17 protein-coding genes are annotated in these 17,079 nt (G+C 57.0%); 8 read left to right on the plus strand and 9 right to left on the minus strand.

Annotated features, from left to right (window positions below):
* Positions 1-377 precede the first annotated feature (377 nt).
* The 3 genes from GHO03_RS20520 to GHO03_RS20530 are packed head-to-tail and all read left to right on the plus strand — an operon-like array spanning position 378 to position 3,996.
* Positions 378-1,793 (plus strand): di-heme oxidoredictase family protein, encoded by a 1,416-nt coding sequence (locus tag GHO03_RS20520; RefSeq protein WP_095019401.1) that lies wholly within the window; start codon positions 378-380, stop codon positions 1,791-1,793.
* A gap of 26 nt (positions 1,794-1,819) precedes the next feature.
* The gene (locus GHO03_RS20525) at positions 1,820-2,884 is read left to right on the plus strand and encodes an imelysin family protein (protein ID WP_095003363.1); all 1,065 of its coding nucleotides are present in this window, start codon (positions 1,820-1,822) and stop codon (positions 2,882-2,884) included.
* 14 nt (positions 2,885-2,898) lie between these two features.
* Positions 2,899-3,996 (plus strand): DUF1513 domain-containing protein, encoded by a 1,098-nt coding sequence (locus GHO03_RS20530; protein ID WP_095003362.1) that lies wholly within the window; start codon positions 2,899-2,901, stop codon positions 3,994-3,996.
* A gap of 176 nt (positions 3,997-4,172) precedes the next feature.
* Here the strand turns inward: GHO03_RS20530 and GHO03_RS25615 are convergent, their stop codons facing one another.
* From GHO03_RS25615 to colR, 5 genes are all read right to left on the minus strand, one after another.
* Positions 4,173-4,394 (minus strand): hypothetical protein, encoded by a 222-nt coding sequence (locus GHO03_RS25615; protein WP_095003361.1) that lies wholly within the window; start codon positions 4,392-4,394, stop codon positions 4,173-4,175.
* The gene (locus tag GHO03_RS20540; protein WP_095019398.1) at positions 4,394-5,110 is read right to left on the minus strand and encodes a lipopolysaccharide kinase InaA family protein; all 717 of its coding nucleotides are present in this window, start codon (positions 5,108-5,110) and stop codon (positions 4,394-4,396) included. Before GHO03_RS20540 ends, GHO03_RS25615 begins: the two co-directional genes overlap by 1 nt.
* 3 nt (positions 5,111-5,113) lie before the next feature.
* Positions 5,114-5,794: a class I SAM-dependent methyltransferase gene (locus tag GHO03_RS20545; RefSeq protein ID WP_095003359.1), complete on the minus strand. Its 681-nt coding sequence runs from the start codon at positions 5,792-5,794 to the stop codon at positions 5,114-5,116.
* A 196-nt stretch (positions 5,795-5,990) separates the two neighbouring features.
* A complete protein-coding gene (locus tag GHO03_RS20550; protein WP_153400446.1) occupies positions 5,991-7,271 on the minus strand; it encodes a HAMP domain-containing sensor histidine kinase in 1,281 nt (426 codons plus the stop codon).
* Complete coding sequence (gene colR / locus GHO03_RS20555; protein WP_016779797.1) at positions 7,261-7,944, minus strand: two-component system response regulator ColR; 684 nt, start codon at positions 7,942-7,944, stop codon at positions 7,261-7,263. The genes GHO03_RS20550 and colR overlap by 11 nt, the downstream gene beginning before the upstream one ends.
* A gap of 203 nt (positions 7,945-8,147) precedes the next feature.
* Between colR and GHO03_RS20560 the strand changes: the two genes are divergently transcribed.
* Positions 8,148-10,097: an LTA synthase family protein gene (locus tag GHO03_RS20560; protein ID WP_095020922.1), complete on the plus strand. Its 1,950-nt coding sequence runs from the start codon at positions 8,148-8,150 to the stop codon at positions 10,095-10,097.
* Between the two features lie 226 nt (positions 10,098-10,323).
* On the opposite strand, the gene groL is transcribed toward GHO03_RS20560, so the two are convergent.
* The 4 genes from groL to GHO03_RS20580 all read right to left on the minus strand — a co-directional run bounded on the left by groL (position 10,324) and on the right by GHO03_RS20580 (position 13,816).
* A complete protein-coding gene (gene groL / locus GHO03_RS20565; RefSeq protein ID WP_153400447.1) occupies positions 10,324-11,964 on the minus strand; it encodes a chaperonin GroEL in 1,641 nt (546 codons plus the stop codon).
* A 49-nt stretch (positions 11,965-12,013) separates the two neighbouring features.
* Entirely contained in the window at positions 12,014-12,307 is a 294-nt protein-coding gene (locus GHO03_RS20570; protein ID WP_016779794.1) for a co-chaperone GroES, read from the minus strand.
* A 241-nt stretch (positions 12,308-12,548) separates the two neighbouring features.
* Positions 12,549-13,019, minus strand: a complete 471-nt coding sequence (locus GHO03_RS20575) for an FxsA family protein (RefSeq protein ID WP_095003356.1) — start codon at positions 13,017-13,019, stop codon at positions 12,549-12,551.
* 71 nt (positions 13,020-13,090) lie between these two features.
* Positions 13,091-13,816: a HugZ family protein gene (locus tag GHO03_RS20580; RefSeq protein WP_095003355.1), complete on the minus strand. Its 726-nt coding sequence runs from the start codon at positions 13,814-13,816 to the stop codon at positions 13,091-13,093.
* A gap of 52 nt (positions 13,817-13,868) precedes the next feature.
* On the opposite strand from GHO03_RS20580, the gene GHO03_RS20585 reads away from it, so the two are divergent.
* The 4 genes from GHO03_RS20585 to GHO03_RS20600 all read left to right on the plus strand — a co-directional run bounded on the left by GHO03_RS20585 (position 13,869) and on the right by GHO03_RS20600 (position 17,045).
* The gene (locus GHO03_RS20585; protein WP_095019396.1) at positions 13,869-14,627 is read left to right on the plus strand and encodes an SDR family oxidoreductase; all 759 of its coding nucleotides are present in this window, start codon (positions 13,869-13,871) and stop codon (positions 14,625-14,627) included.
* A 783-nt stretch (positions 14,628-15,410) separates the two neighbouring features.
* Positions 15,411-15,932, plus strand: coding sequence for a fimbrial protein (locus GHO03_RS20590; protein ID WP_153400448.1), 522 nt, complete (start codon positions 15,411-15,413; stop codon positions 15,930-15,932).
* A gap of 93 nt (positions 15,933-16,025) precedes the next feature.
* Positions 16,026-16,703: a molecular chaperone gene (locus GHO03_RS20595; RefSeq protein WP_153400449.1), complete on the plus strand. Its 678-nt coding sequence runs from the start codon at positions 16,026-16,028 to the stop codon at positions 16,701-16,703.
* A 99-nt stretch (positions 16,704-16,802) separates the two neighbouring features.
* Complete coding sequence (locus tag GHO03_RS20600) at positions 16,803-17,045, plus strand: hypothetical protein (RefSeq protein ID WP_153400450.1); 243 nt, start codon at positions 16,803-16,805, stop codon at positions 17,043-17,045.
* Positions 17,046-17,079: the final 34 nt, after the last annotated feature.

The raw sequence follows: 17,079 nt of genomic DNA on the forward strand, positions 1-17,079 counted from the left end.
CCTGGCGTACGGCCTTCGCTGCGCTCAGGTTCCCTCGCTCCGGTCCCGCTCCGTGGGCACGCCGCCACGGGCCATCCATGGCCCATCGCGGCTCTCCCGGCATCCATGCCGGTCGACCCACTGCGCAGAACCTCCACTCGGCCTGCCGATGGGGCGAGCAGATCAAAATCAAAAGCCAGATCAAAAGCGGTCGAGGCGGCCGAGCGGCCGGTTTGGATGAGGGATTTGCGAACAACAGACGGGCTTGATCGGCAACAGAGTTTCTACAGGGTCATTTGTCTGCCCCAAGTCACAGCAAACGCTAATCCCTCTTATTTCAATTCCCCTTCCCTGCTAAACTTTGCGCCCTCGATTTTGCTCGCTGATCTGGACGTTTGATGCCTTCGTTGCCTCTTCGCCTGTCTCTGCTGCTCATGGCCCTGTGCCTTGGCGGTTGTGATAATGCCCCGCGCTTTACCAAACCCGAGCCCGGCGAAGCCCGCTCAGGCGGGGCTACTACGGTGCGCAAAACCGATCAGAACTCGTTTTCCATGCCCTCGGCCAACTTGTCGCCCACCCGGCGCCTGGATTTCAGCGTCGGCAACAGCTTCTTTCGCAGCCCCTGGGTCATAGCCCCGTCCACCACAACCGCCCGTGATGGCCTGGGCCCGTTGTTCAACACCAACGGCTGCCAGAACTGCCACATCAAGGATGGTCGCGGCCACCCTCCCGCTCCGGGCGCCAAGAACTCGGTGTCGATGCTGGTGCGCCTGTCGATCCCCAACGACCCTGCTTACGCCACGCTGATCGAGCAAGCAGGCATCGTGCCCGAGCCGGTCTATGGTGGCCAGTTGCAGGATATGGCCGTGCCCGGTGTAGCTCCCGAAGGCAAGGTTCGGGTCGATTACGAGCCGGTCACCGTGCGTTTCAAGGACGGCACTGAAGTCGAACTGCGCAAGCCCACCCTGCAGATTACCCAGCTGGGTTATGGCCCGATGCATCCCGACACCCGCATGTCGGCCCGCATTGCACCCCCGATGATCGGCCTGGGGCTGCTCGAGGCCATCCCCAACGAAGCCATTCTGGCCAATGCCGACAAACGTGAGGGTATTGCCGGGCGCCCGAACTGGGTGTGGGATGACGCGCAACAAAAGACTGTGTTGGGCCGTTTTGGCTGGAAAGCCGGGCAACCGAACCTCAATCAACAAAATGTTCACGCTTTTTCTGGTGATATGGGGCTCACGACTTCCCTGAGGCCCTTCGATGACTGCACCAAGGCCCAAACTGCCTGCCTCGAGGCGCCCAACGGCAATGGCCCCGATGGCGAACCCGAGGTCAGCGACAATATTCTGCGCCTGGTGGAGTTCTACACTCGTAACCTGGCCGTACCCGCCCGCCGTGATGTCGGCGCACCCCAGGTGCTGGCCGGGAAAAACCTGTTCTACCAGGCCGGCTGCAACTCATGCCATACGCCAACGTTCACCACATCGGCCAACGCCGCCGAGCCCGAACTGGCCAATCAGGTCATCCACCCCTACAGCGACTTGCTGCTGCACGACATGGGCCCGGGCCTTGCCGATAACCGCAGCGAATTCGCCGCCAGCGGCCAGGACTGGCGTACGCCGCCGTTGTGGGGAATCGGCTTGACCCAGGCGGTAAGTGGCCACACCCAGTTTTTGCACGATGGTCGTGCCCGCAACCTGCTGGAAGCCGTGCTCTGGCATGGCGGCGAGGCCGAACCGGCCAGGCAGCAGGTGTTACGCTTTAATGCCGAGCAACGCGCCGCGTTGCTGGCGTTCCTGAACTCTCTTTAACGCTTTACAAGATCGGGGACCCCGACATGTTTCGACCCAAGCTGTTGTTCACCAGCCTTGCCGCCATCGCCCTGGCGGCCTGCTCGCCACAAGACCCGCAGGCCGTCACCTCGGCAGCCATCGCCAAACAAGTGATCCTGCCTACCTACAGCCGCTGGGTTGAAGCTGACCGCCAGTTGGCCGTCAGCGCACTGGCCTACTGCCAGGGCAAGGAAACCCTGGAAACGGCCCGCGCCGACTTCCTGCATGCGCAAAAAGCCTGGGCCGAGCTGCAACCTTTGCTGATCGGGCCTCTGGCCGAGGGTAATCGTTCGTGGCAGGTACAGTTCTGGCCGGACAAAAAGAACCTGGTCGGCCGTCAGGTCGAACAACTGGTGATCGCTCAGCCGCAGATCGATGCCGCGGCCCTGGCCAAGTCCAGCGTTGTGGTGCAAGGCTTGTCTGCCTACGAATACATTCTGTTCGACAGCAATATCAACCTGGCCGACGATGCGCAAAAAGCCCGTTACTGCCCGCTGCTGACTGCCATCGGCGAACGTCAGAAGCAACTGGCCGAAGAGATTCTGGCCAGCTGGAACAGCACGGACGGCATGCTCGCGCAAATGAGCAAGTTCCCCAACCAGCGCTACGCCGACTCCCACGAAGCCATCGCTGACGTGCTGCGCGTGCAGGTCACCGCACTCGATACCCTGAAGAAAAAACTCGGCACGCCAATGGGCCGCCAGAGCAAAGGCATCCCGCAACCGTTCCAGGCTGATGCATGGCGCAGCGAGTCGTCACTCAAAAGCCTGGCCGCCAGCCTGGCCGCAGCCCAGACCGTTTGGGCCGGTGTCGACAACAAGGGCCTGCGCAGCCTGCTACCCGCTGAACAAAAGCCGTTGGCTGACAAGATCGACGCGGCCTACGCCACCTCGCTCAAGCTGTTCAATGACAACCAGCGCACCCTCAACGAGTTGCTGGCTGACGATGCCGGGCGCGCCCAGCTCAACGCCATCTACGACAGCCTCAACGTGGTTCACCGCCTGCACGAAGGCGAACTGGCCAAGGCCCTGGGCATCCAGCTGGGCTTTAATGCCAACGACGGCGATTGATAAAGGAAGGTTCGATGATGCGCAGGCAAGCACTCAAGCTTGGTGGCTTATTGCTCAGTGCAATCACGCTGGGCGGTTGGTCACTGTTTAAACAGAAAGGCCAAAGCCCGTTGCTGCTGAGTGCCCGCGACGATGCAGACGGCAATCACCTGGCTGTTGGTTATCGTCTGGATGGCACTCAGGTGTTCAGCACCCGGGTCGGCCAGCGCTGCCATGACATCATTAACCATCCGACACTGCCCATTGCCCTGTTCGTGGCGCGGCGCCCCGGTACCGAAAGCTACCTGATCAGCCTGACAGACGGGGAGTTGCTGCAAACCCTGACGTCCCGGCCCAACAGGCATTTTTATGGGCACGCGGTCATCCATAAAGACGGCGAGTGGCTGTACACCACTGAAAACGACACCACTGATCCGGGCCGTGGCTTGCTTGGGGTTTATCGCTTTGAAGGCGAGCGCCTGATCCACAGCGGTGAAATTCCCACCCACGGCGTCGGCCCGCATCAGGTGTCGTGGATGCCTGACGGTGAAACACTGGTGGTGGCCAACGGCGGTATTCGTACCGAAGCCGAAAGCCGGGTCGAAATGAACCTGAACGCGATGGAACCCAGCCTGGTGCTGATGCACCGTGATGGCAGCCTGATCAGCCAGGAAACCCTGAGCCAGCAGATGAACAGTGTGCGCCATTTGGGCATTGCCAGTGACGGCACCATCGTCGCTTGCCAGCAATTTATGGGGGATGCCCATGAGTTGTCGGAACTGTTGGCCATCAAGCGTCCCGGCCAGCCATTTGAACCCTTCCCGGTGGCCGAGCAGCAACTGCGCGCCATGGGCCATTACACCGCCAGTGTCGCGGTTCACAGTGAGTTGCGTCTGGTTGCGCTGACGGCTCCGCGGGGCAATCGGTTCTTTATCTGGGACCTGGACAGTGGCGTGCTGCGCCTGGATGCGCCATTACCGGATTGTGCTGGGGTGGGTGCAGTGGAGGATGGCTTTGTGGTTACGTCCGGCCAGGGCCGTTGCCGTTTCTACGATTGCCGTCAGAGCGAGCTGATAGCCAAGCCATTGGATTTACCCTCGGGGCTTTGGGACAACCATTTGCATATCATGTAGAGCTGCAGAAACACTTGTAGTCGCTGCCTAAGGAAAGAGGCTGCGTCCGGCTGCGCAGCAGTCGTAAACCCAAAGATCACGGTGTATCAGATACACCAACGCTGGATGGCTTTACGACTGCTGCGCAGCCGGACGTAGCCTCGCACGGCTCGTCAACTGCTACAGGGACTTGGCTATTACTTCTTCAGCCCCTGGCTCATTCCAAACATAAACAGCAACAGGTCGTGGTCGGGCCGGGTTGCTACCGCAGCTTTGACCACCCGCGGCAACGGACAATGAGCCCCTATTTGGGCCCCGCTCAACACTCGAGTCACAGGCTGTTCCCATGCGGCAAACGCCACGCCAGCAATGACCAGGGCACCCAGCAGAAACAAACTTCGTGCTATTTCTCGCTTCATCACCGTAAACCTTTGATAGCGCTGCCAAACACTGTCTTATAAAAGTAGATCAGTCTGTCCCACTCTGTTGCACTCCACGACGAATGGCGGCGCAATTGCTTAAGATCGTGAGAAGCGGCTTTTTGGGCCGTCAGGCGTTGCCGACTTTTTTCCAGGTCCAGCAAAGCCACGTCAACCTCGGCTCCCTCGCCCTGCCCCGTCACCCGTACAAAGACATGTTTGGCGTACAGGCAGCCGTGCTGCCAACGGCCCAGGTGCATACGAGCCAAGGTATGGCCTATCGCTTCAAGCACTCGGTCATGTACCGCTTCACCGCAGCGCTCGCGCTCACCGGCGGCGTACCAGTTATCGATTTCAACAAAGCCTTCCAGGCCCACGGTCACCAGCAATGCACGCCATTGCTTGTCTGTCGCTTGTTGCGCTCCGCAGTACACCAGCTCCGGCACACCAACCGACAAAGCGCTCAAGGCCAGCAACGCATCCTGTTCACGCAACACCGTCGGGCGACCCAGCGGGTAACGCCAGCTACGGTAGGTATGCCCCACCTGTCGTTTGGCGTAGAGCAAGCGCCCTTCACCATCATGAATCCGTTGTACACCACTCTCGCCACCACGACGCTGATTGGGCTCTTCAACCCATTCGCCTTGCTGATTCCAGTAAAACTCGAATGGGTCTTCAGTCGCAGAGGGGGATTGCTGTACAAAATCAACGGTCATGAGTTATCTCTTTCGTAATACGTAAACCCGCCACATCGCATAGAGCGGAATAAAGTCCAAATGGTCCTGAACGGTGAAACCTGCCTTTTTGAATTCCGCCTCCACTGTAGCAGCAGGTAACACAAAACGATTTTGGTAACCGTATTGATCTGCCTCTGCAGCGCGTTGACGCTCGAGACGCTTGCGTTTCCAGGCCTTAAAATTGCCATCTACCCACAACGAGATAATCACACTGTCCCGGCTAACGCGATGAAGCTCCCGTAATAGAGCCATCCGGTGGCTTGCATCGCCAATGTGGTGCAACAAGCGCATGCAAAAAACACTGTCAACCGAGTTGTCAGGCAAATCTATTTCAAAAGCTGACATCTGCAAGCGCCGTACCCGTTTCACTACGTCGGCGGGTTGGGCCAAAGATGCCACCTCCAGCATGGACGCCGAGTTATCGGCACCGATGATCTCGCGGCTTGGCATTTGTGCCAGCAACGGCCAGAAACGGCCCGCGCCACAAGGCAAATCGAGAACGACCTGAGGTTCGCCTGCCAGCTGCAAAGCGCGACGCGCCAATTGTTCATCGCGCTTGTGCGACAAACGTCGGGCCAGGCCGTCCTGATGCTTGATCAGGTATTGCGTAGCGTGATGCTGGTCGTACTTTTCAGAAAATTTGAGTTTGATGATCGAGTTCATGCAAGTGCTCCAGAAGCTAATGAGCACTACCTTAATCAGCGGGACGTGTGCATCAGGTCATGGACAGGTGAAAATTCTGTCAGACCATTCATACAAACATTTCAAGGTTTTACAGGTTGAAAGTACTGGCGCAGGGCCACTTACGCCCAGACTTTCGGGGTGTGCGGCCTGCAGAACGCAGGCCGCAGAAAAGACTTCAAACCTCGGCCGGACCAAGCTCGACACGAAAACGGCAGCCATTTGGCTCCATGGTGGTCAGTGTGACCCGCCAGCCCTGGCTATCGCAGATGCGCTGCACCAGTGACAGGCCAAGCCCCAGGCCTTCACCGCGTTTTTCGCTGCCGCGCACAAAGGGCTGAAACATCGCCTGGCGCTTTTCTTCAGGGATGCCCACGCCGCTGTCTTCCACCACAAAACCGCTGGGTTCCAGGGTCAGCCGGATAAACCCGCTGTCGGTGTAGTGCAAGGCATTGCGCAACAAGTTGCCCATGACGGCATGCAGGAAAGTGGCGTTATAACGGGTATCCAGCGGATTGCCGGGGTCGTAGATCAGCTCAAGACCCTTAGCTTCAATCGGCTCGCGCCACAGGCTGATCAGGCCTTCGGCCACGGTAGTCAAGGTCACCGTAGGCGACATGTTGGCATCCTCATGCAGGGCACGGGCCAGCATGAGGAAGGTTTGCACCAGTTCGCGCATTTCCTCACAGGCACGGGAAATACGCTCGACCTGTGAACGACTGCGCTGATCCAGCGACGGGCTTTCCAGCAACAGCTCGCAGGAACTGGCCAGCACCATCAGCGGAGTACGCAGCTCGTGACTGACATCACTGGTGAACAAACGCTCGCGGGTCAGGGTGTCGCGCAACCGACCCAGCGTGGCATCGAACGCCACTGCCAGCTCGCCCACTTCATCGGCCGCATAATCCGGGGCCAACGGCGGCGCCAGCCCCAGTAACTGATCGCGATGGCGAACCTGACGTGCCAGACGGATAACCGGAGCCATCACTCGCCGCGCCAGGGTCCAACCCAGGAACACCGCCAGCGCCAGCGCCAGGACAAAACCGACGGCGACCACAGCAAACAACACGCGCTCGCGCTCTTCAAAATCGCTCTGGTCTTGCAGCAGGACATAACGCCGGCCATCGACCACTTCTACCATCGCGTGATACGACAACTGGTCACGGAACACTTCATGAAAGCCCGGATCCAGATGACGCAGGTCCTTGGGCAGGGCAAAGTCGCCACGCCCGCCACTGAAATAAAACAGCTGGCTCGGCTTGGGGCGATGGTTCCACTCCGCGCCGTTGTCCATCAGCAACAGGCGCTGCAAATCCCCGCCCAGCCCTGCCGATATGAGTTTTTCTTCGACCAGGTGCACGGTGGCAATAATGCCCACAGCGAATGTCCCTGCCACCAGCGCGCTCATCAATGCAAAAGCGATGATGATCCGCTGGGAAAGACTTTGCCTAAACTCCATCACGAACCTCGGCGAGGCGATAGCCCACGCCATGTACGGTGTGCAACAGAGGCTTGTCGAACGGCTTGTCGATGACCTGACGCAATTGGTGGACGTGGCTGCGCAGGCTGTCGCTGTCCGGGCAATCATCGCCCCACAAGGCTTCTTCCAGCACTTCGCGGCGCAATACATGGGGGCTTTTCTGCATGAGTACCGCCAGCAATTTCAAGCCCACCGGATTGAGCTTGAGCAGACGGCCTTCGCGTGTCACTTCCAGGGTATCGAGGTCGTAACGCAACTCGCCGACCTGCAGTTCGCGTCGCCCGCCGCCCTGGGCACGACGCAAAACCGCCTCGATGCGGGCAGCCAGCTCGGACAGGGCAAAGGGTTTTAGCAAATAGTCATCGGCACCTGACTTGAAGCCTTGCAGGCGGTCATCCAACTGGTCGCGGGCGGTCAGCATGATCACCGGGGTATCGCGACGGGCATCTTCACGCAGGCGCTTGCACAGGGTGTAGCCGTCGATGCCGGGCAACATGATATCGAGCACAATCAGGTCGTAATGCTCGGTGGCCGCCAGGTGCAGGCCCGACAAACCATCTTGCGCACAGTCAACGGTATAGCCCTTGAGACCCAGGTAGTCGGCAAGGTTGGCGAGGATATCGCGGTTGTCTTCAACCAATAGAATTCGCATGGGCACTCTCTCCGTTCACAGTTACGGCCGTCTTGGCCCGCGCAGCTTAAGGCCAAGAACCCCGCAGGGCCAGCACCACAGGGCGCTCAGACAATTTAGTTACGACTCTCACATAAATGACATTTTTTTTACTGTCGGTTCACAAACTCAATACAGTGGCGCCGGCACACTTTCGCACCCCCGCGTTTAAGGAAAAACAACTAATGCGTCTGCTGCACACCGCGCCTATGCGCTATCTCCTGCTGTTGACTGGCTGTTGGCTGGCGACTTTTCTAATCACCCGAGGCGTTCTGCTAGTTACACACCTGGGAGAGGCCGGCAACAACTGGCTGCCCGTGTTTGGCATTGGTTTGCTCTACGACCTTGGCTTTCTAGCCTATGCCGCCGTGCCGCTGGGGGGCTATCTGCTGTTATGCCCACCAGCCCTGTGGCGTCGCCGCGGCCACCAGTGGTTCCTGCAGGGCCTGCTGACGGTCAGCTTGTTTGCCATGCTTTTTACTGGCGTGGCCGAGTGGCTGTTCTGGGATGAGTTCGGCGTGCGTTTCAACTTTATCGCCGTGGACTACCTGGTCTACTCCGATGAAGTGCTGAATAACGTACTGGAATCCTATCCAATCGGCATCCTGCTCAGCGCCATCGCCCTGGCTGCCATTGTATTGAGCCTGATAGTGCGTAAACCGTTCAATGCGGCCATGAATGCCGAGCTACCGACACTGGGTGGACGTATCGCCACCTTTGCAGGCCTGCTGCTGGTAGCGGGCCTGAGCCTGCAACTGCTCGACCAGGACAGCCCGCGCGGCCAGGGCGGCAACGCCTACCAGCATGAACTGGCGAGCAATGGCCCTTACCAGTTCTTCGCTGCGTTCCGTAACAACGAGCTGGATTACCAGCAGTTTTACGCCAGCCTGCCCACCGATGTAGTGGCCAAACAGTTGCGCGCCGAACTGACCGAGCCCAACGCCACCTTTGTGGGCCAGGACCCACTGGATATCCGCCGCAACATCGATAACCCGGGTGCTGTGCGCCAGCCCAATATCGTACTGGTGACCATCGAAAGCCTCAGTGCCAAGTACCTGGGCAGCAACGGTGATGGCCGCAACCTGACGCCGAATCTGGATCAGCTGCGTAAAGAGAGCCTGTACTTCAACAACTTTTATGCCACCGGCACGCGTACCGACCGGGGCCTGGAAGCCATTACCCTGGCCATTCCGCCGACGCCCGGGCGTTCAATCGTCAAGCGTATCGGCCGTGAAAGCGGCTTTGCGAGCCTGGGCCAGCAGCTCAATGGCGTGGGCTATGACAGCGTGTTCGTCTATGGCGGGCGCGGTTACTTCGACAATATGAACGCCTTCTTCAGCGGTAACGGCTACCGCGTGGTCGACCAAAGCAGCGTTAATGAGGCCGATATCCACTTCAAAAATGCGTGGGGCATGGCTGACGAAGACTTGTACCGCGAAACCCTGAAACTGGCCGATGCCAATTACGCGCAACAAAAACCGTTTTTGTTGCAACTGATGACGACCTCCAACCACCGTCCTTACACCTACCCTGAGGGCCGGATCGACATCAAATCGGGTAACGGCCGCGACGGCGCAGTGAAATACACCGACTACGCCATCGGCCAATTCCTCAACGATGCGCGCAAAAAGCCGTGGTTCGACAATACGATTTTCGTCTTCGTTGCCGACCACACGGCGGGCAGTGCCGGCAAGGAAGACTTGCCGATCACCAACTATCAGATCCCGCTGTTTATCTATGCGCCCAAGTTGATCGACGCCCGTGAAAACTCGCAACTGGCCAGCCAGATCGACCTGGCGCCCACCTTGCTCGGCTTGCTGAACCTGGATTACCAGTCGACCTTCTTTGGCCGCAACCTGTTGCAGGACAACCCGCTGCCGCCGCGCGTGGTCGTGGGCAACTACCAGCACCTGGGCTTGTTTGACGGCAAAGACCTGGCCATTCTCAGCCCGCGTCAGGGGCTGCGCCGCCATGATGATGCGCTGAGCACCAGTATTGAATCGCGGGTAGCGGCGACTGATCCGCTGATTGAGCGGGCAATAGCCTACTACCAGGGTGCCAGTCATGGCTTCAAGCAGCAGTTGCTGGGCTGGAAGCCGGCGCAAAAGGGACATGTGCAGGTTTCAGAACGCTAATTGACCCACGACCCTCACCCCAACCCTCTCCCATAGGGAGAGGGGGCTGATTGGGGCAAACCCCAGCCCCTCTACAGCCTGAATGCATTGAGTTGAATCCTGCATCGGCTCGGTCAAGCCCCTCTCCCTCTGGGAGAGGGCTAGGGTGAGGGGCTTTTAACAGACCTACAAAAAAGCCCCGCCTGATTACTCAGGCGGGGCTTTTGCGTAGCGGGGTAAGGCTGGCTTACATCATGCCGCCCATACCACCCATGCCGCCCATGTCTGGCATGCCGCCAGCTGGTTTGTCTTCCTGGATCTCAGCGATCATCGCCTCAGTGGTGATCATCAGGCTGGCAATCGACGAAGCCGCTTGCAGAGCCGAACGAGTCACTTTAGCCGGGTCAAGGATACCCATTTCGATCATGTCGCCGTATTCACCAGTGGCTGCGTTGTAACCGTAGTTACCCGAACCCTGCTTCACTTTGTCGACAACTACGCTTGGCTCATCACCGGAGTTGGCAACGATCTGGCGCAGAGGTGCTTCAACAGCACGACGCAGCAGAGCAATACCCACGTTCTGATCAGCGTTGTAGCCTTTCAGTTCGGAGATGGCTTGCAGAGCGCGAACCAGTGCCACGCCACCGCCAGGTACCACGCCTTCTTCAACGGCTGCACGAGTAGCGTGCAGAGCGTCTTCAACGCGGGCTTTCTTCTCTTTCATTTCTACTTCGGAACCAGCGCCAACCTTGATCACTGCAACGCCGCCAGACAGCTTGGCCAGACGCTCTTGCAGTTTTTCACGGTCGTAGTCCGAAGTGGTATCAGCCACTTGAGCACGGATCTGAGTAACACGCGCCTGGATGTCCGCATCGTTGCCAGCACCATCGATGATGGTGGTGTTTTCTTTGGACAGGATCACGCGCTTGGCGTTACCCAGGTGCTCCAGGGTAGTGCTTTCCAGGCTCAGGCCGATCTCTTCGGAGATTACGGTACCGCCAGTCAGAACAGCGATGTCCTGCAGCATTGCTTTACGACGGTCACCGAAGCCTGGTGCTTTGACAGCAGCGACTTTAACGATACCGCGCATGTTGTTCACAACCAGAGTCGCCAGGGCTTCGCCTTCAACGTCTTCAGCCACGATCAGCAGTGGACGGCCGGCTTTTGCAACGGCTTCCAGAACTGGCAGCATTTCACGGATGTTGGAGATCTTTTTGTCAACCAACAGGATCAGCGGGCCGTCCAGCTCAGCCACCATGGTGTCTGGCTTGTTCACGAAGTAAGGGGACAGGTAGCCACGGTCGAACTGCATGCCTTCAACAACAGACAGTTCGTTTTCCAGGCCCGAGCCTTCTTCAACGGTGATCACGCCTTCTTTACCGACTTTTTCCATGGCTTCGGCAATGATTTCGCCGATGGAGCTGTCGGAGTTGGCAGAAATGGTACCAACCTGGGCAATTGCCTTGCCGTCAGCGCATGGCTTGGCCAGTTGACGCAGTTCTTTGACGATAGCGATGGTCGCTTTGTCGATACCGCGCTTCAGGTCCATCGGGTTCATGCCGGCAGCGACGGCTTTCAGGCCTTCGTTGACGATCGACTGAGCCAGAACGGTTGCAGTGGTAGTACCGTCACCAGCGTCATCGTTGGCACGGGAGGCAACGTCTTTAACCAGCTGCGCGCCCATGTTTTCGAAGCGGTCTTTCAGCTCGATTTCTTTTGCAACGGACACGCCGTCCTTGGTGATGGTCGGAGCGCCGAAGCTCTTCTCGATGATCACGTTACGGCCTTTAGGGCCCAGGGTCGCTTTTACTGCGTCAGCCAGGACGTTTACACCAGCCAACATTTTTTTGCGGGCGGAGTCGCCGAATTTAACTTCTTTAGCAGCCATGTTCGTTCTTCCTTAAATACTTTGTAGTAACGGGAAAAGGAGCGGGAAATCAGCCTTCAATTACAGCGAGAATCTCGTTCTCAGCCATAACCAACAGGTCTTCGCCGTCGACTTTTACAGTGTTGCTGCCGGAGTAAGGGCCGAACACAACCTTGTCACCCACTTTAACGGCCAGTGCACGCACTTCACCGTTGTCCAGAACGCGACCCGTACCAACGGCGATCACTTCACCGCTGTTAGCTTTTTCAGCAGCAGAACCCGGCAGAACGATACCACCAGCGGTTTTCTTTTCTTCTTCGCTGCGACGGATTACGACGCGGTCATGCAGAGGACGAAGCTTCATTGTCGATCTCTCCTAATTGAGGTGTTCATCGGCCGGTGTCAATACCGGCTGGGTTTACAAGTCCGGAAATGCCGGGTGCGATTCGCGGTTGGGATTTTGCTGTTGCCAGTAAAACCCTGCGGTGTCCGTTACATAAGGGCGCATCCACTTATTACAAGGGCACGCCCACGAAATTTTTAACCTGGCGTGCCACTTGAAACAGACACGGCACCCAAGGTGCCGTGTTGATAACGCCAAAGCCTTATTTATCGCGATGCTCGAACTCGCCTTCGATCACATTGGGCTCACGCCCCAAAGGCTGATGGGCACGTGGTCGTGCGGCTTCGAAGTCTTCGGCAAACGCACGCTGGCGGATGGCCTGTTCTTCAGCACGCTTGCGCAGGCGGTTGACCAGAAACCGGCGAACTGGCGGGAACAGCAACAACAGACCGGCCGCATCGCTGATAAAACCAGGCAGAACCAACAGTCCACCACCCAGCGCCAGCATCAGGCCTTCAAGCATTTGCTGAGCAGGCAGCTCGCCGCGATTCAGGCTTTCGCGCGCTTTGAGCGCCGTGGCCAAGCCTGCGACGCGAACGACCAGAACACCCAGCATGGAGCCGGCAATGATCAGCAGCAACGCGGGGAAAAACCCTATGGCGGTGCTGACCTTGAAAAAGACGTACAGCTCTAGCACTGGAAACAACAGAAAGAGCAATAGAAAAGCGCGCATCAAATGATTCCTCTCCGGAAGAATATCTTCCAACCAAGACTAGATGACGGCGCGCTTGTGCAAATTCAAGGTCAGACCGTCTGTTTTTTCGGCCACTCACTGGCACGGGCCAGCAAAACCAAGGCTTCGCGCACCTGTGTCGAAGTGTTGCAAGGCTCCGGAAAAGCCAACCAGTGCACGCCTTCGCCGATGCGCAGGTGCATGCCTTCGCTGTCGATGCCCACCAGCATAGCTGGCGCTGTTTGCGGCAGGCCGGTCAGTTTGACGTAGTGTTCAATGGCATTGGCGTGATCGCTGTTCATATGCTCGACCATCCGCACCTCGACCTGCCCGGCGAAAGGGTTTGCCAGCGTGACCTGGTCCAGCCAGTGGATGGCACCAAAACCGCCTATGTAGCGATGACGAACCGGGTTGAGCACCCAGAAATCGAAATCATGGGCAGTGTCATAGCCCTTCGCCTCGGGAAAGTAGCGGTAGTAACGCTCGGCTGCGGCTTCAATGGCTGCGGGATCGCTCAATTGCACGGCCTCAGCCAGCACGGTAAGACGGCCAACAGCCTGCACCTCTTCAGCGCCCCGCTCCCCCACCATCAGGGAACACTTGGGATCCTTGCGCAGGTTGTGGGTGTGCTGGGCGATGCGGCTGATCAGGATCAGTGGCCTCCCCAGCTCATCCAGGCAATAAGGCACCACGGAGCCGAAGGGAAATCCCGGCATGGCCTTGGACTGGGTAGCCAGGGCGCCACGGTATTCCTTGAGCAGTAATTCTCGGGCATGCTTGGCAGCTTCAACGCTCAACTTATGACTCCTTAATAAAAATCCGTAGATAACGGTCGAGATCAGGGCACTCATGCAACTTAAAGACAAAGTAATCATTATCACTGGCGGCTGCCAGGGGCTGGGTCGCGCCATGGCCGAGTACCTGGCTGCCAAGGGCGCCAAACTGGCACTGGTCGACCTCAACCCGGAAAAACTCGAACTGGCGGTGGCAGCCTGCCAGGCGCACGGCGTCGAGGCCCGAGCCTACCTGTGCAACGTCGCTGACGAAGAACAGGTTACGCAAACCGTTGGCCAAATTGCAGAAGATTTTGGTGCGATCAACGGCCTGGTCAACAACGCCGGCATTTTGCGTGACGGCCTGCTGCTCAAGGTCAAGGATGGCGTTATGACCAAGATGAGCCTGGCGCAATGGCAAGCGGTAATTGATGTCAACCTGACCGGGGTTTTCCTGTGCACCCGTGAGGTAGCGGCGAAAATGATCGAGCTCAACAGCGAGGGCGCGATCATCAATATCTCGTCGATCTCCCGTGCCGGCAATGTCGGCCAGACCAACTACTCGGCGGCCAAGGCCGGGGTTGCTGCTGCCACCGTGACCTGGGCCAGGGAACTGTCGCGTTACGGCATTCGAGTAGCCGGGATTGCACCGGGCTTTATCGAAACCGAAATGACCCTGGGCATGAAACCCGAAGCCCTCGAAAAAATGACCTCGGGCATTCCGCTCAAGCGTATGGGCAAGGTTGAAGAAATCGCTCATTCGGCAGCGTACATTTTTGAAAACGACTACTACACCGGGCGCATTCTGGAACTGGATGGCGGGTTGCGGATCTAGGCATCATCTCCCGCAAAGATAGGCTTGGATTCAATCATGAAACGGCCTGGACCCCCAATCCAGGCCTCACCGTTCTCCTCGTTCGGAGTGCGTCAGCGCAAAGCTGTCAGATGCCGGACTAAGCGGTAAACCGCCAAGAAAGCCAATTCACAGGCTTTCGACACATCAAAATCGGATAACAAACACCTTGCCGACCGGGTCTTTCACTCGACGCTCTCGCTCGACCTGAACGTTGCTCCGATAATCCCAACGCTTGCTAAATCGATGTTCAAGGTGGGGGTGACTAGCGCTACCCACCTATCACCACCGCTCTCCAGGCGCAGTTCATAGCCCCGCAATACCCGAGCCCGCACTTGTTGGATTGAGGCGGAATTTTACTGCGGCTTGATCCCGGGAATATTCGAGCAAACCTGATTGATACAGTAGCCGATGCAGGTATTGGTCTTATTTTTCTCTGGCATCGCAGGCATGACCGTTATAGCAGGCATTCATGCCGGGGTTTTGCTGTGAGCGGCTATATAGTCTAGCCACAGCAACCTCTCAGAAAACTCTTACAAGAACAATAGCAAATGCCCATATAGCATTTAAAAGCCAAACAACGAACATACACACCCAAGCAGCTACCGCACAGTATCTCTTAAAAGAGAAACTGTGATGTCAACCAGGAATTCAAGGCGACATAACCTCCACCCAACAAGAGAAACAGAATTTAACAGCAAAACAGGAACACCTCATATATTGCACTATCCACACACTTAACCAAACGACATGAGAAATAACTGCATGCGAATTAAAATTATCGCTCTTACACTGCTGACAGATTCCTCTATTGCAAGCATCGCTAATGCTGCGGACGGGACAATCAACTTTACGGGCACTATTCTCAGCGCGGCATGCACAGTGACGCCAGCGACTGGCACTCAGACAGTCCCACTTAATTCTGTCACCACGAGCAGCTTGAGCACCGCCGGTGTTACTTCGTCACCCACTAAATTCGATATCGTATTGACCAGTTGCCCTTCTACCGTCAGCACGGCCACCGTAAAGTTCGACGGCCCCACAGACAGTGACAACTCAAGCATCCTGAAACTTACGACTGAGCCAGGTGTCGCGACCGGTGTAGGCATCGCACTGTATGAAAAAGATGCCTCAACACAAATTCCGATCGGCACAAGCTCCACCAGCAGCACGCTGTCCACCACCAGTGACACTACCTTTACTTTTTATGCCAAGTACATGGCTACCAAGGCGGTCACTTCAGGTCCGGCTAACGGCAGCACAGACTTCACTATCAACTACAACTAGCCCCCACTCGCCGTGCATTGAGTAATTTCAATGCGTACTGACAACCTGTGCCTACCCCTTGCAAGGGGTAGGCACCTTGAGGAAAACCACACAATGCAATGGCTCACGTCCATCTGTATTACTCTAACTCTCGCCAGCCTGACTCATACTGCTTCGGCGGGAGTGGTAATAGGAGGCACTCGAGTTATTTATGACACCGCAAGAAAAGACTCTTCCTTCTCGGTAAGCAATACTGGAACATCAGAGCCTTATCTGATTCAGTCCTGGGTAGAAAACCTGCACGACAGCAATAAAGCCCCCTTTATCATAACGCCGCCCCTCTTTCGCCTTGACGCAGACCAAGAAAACACCCTGCGCATCATTCATACGGGGGGGCAGTTACCCGCCGATAAAGAGTCGGCATTCTTGGTGAATGTAAAAACAATATCAGCCTCGGAGAAAAGCGATTCCAACCAGTTACAAATTTCGGTCAAAAGTCGAATCAAGGTTTTTTATCGTCCTACTGGTCTCCCTGGTGATGCGACCGAAGCTTACAAGGCATTGACCTTTACTCGCCAGGGCAGGCAGCTAAAAGTTAACAACCCAACGCCGTATCATGTTTCTTTTTTTCACGTCCGCGTGGGAGATAAAGAAATACAAAATGCCGGTATGGTTGCCCCACAAAAAACGCTCAGCTGGGAGATTCCTCCCGACGCGACCGGACCTGTCAGCTGGCAAGCCATCAACGATTATGGCGGAGTTTCCCCCACCGCAAGTGCCGCACTGCAGTAGCCAGGTACTTTGCATACTTTATTGTCCAGGCCACCCTAAACTTCACACAGCCAAGCGATAGCGACTGAGTTTCACTGCAGTCGTATCGAGGTCGTTCGCATGCAAAAAGCCCCTTTCTACCAGGCCCTTAAATTCCAGGTGCGCCAGCGTGCGCCACTCTTGCACTGCACTCACCTGACTTTATTGATCAGCATACCCGCAACATTAGAACTCGCCTTCCAGCCCTCTTCAGCATTTGCGCAGGAATACTTCAACCCCCACGCTCTGGAAATGGGTGATCCTGGACAAAAGCCCATCGACCTAGGCTCTGTACGTAAACCCAAGAAATACGATTTTCTGTAAAATACACCGCCATTAAAGCCAGGAGGCCAAGATG

The organism is Pseudomonas sp. FSL R10-1339 (assembly GCF_009600545.1).
GTDB classification, from domain to species: Bacteria; Pseudomonadota; Gammaproteobacteria; order Pseudomonadales; family Pseudomonadaceae; genus Aquipseudomonas; species Aquipseudomonas bubulae.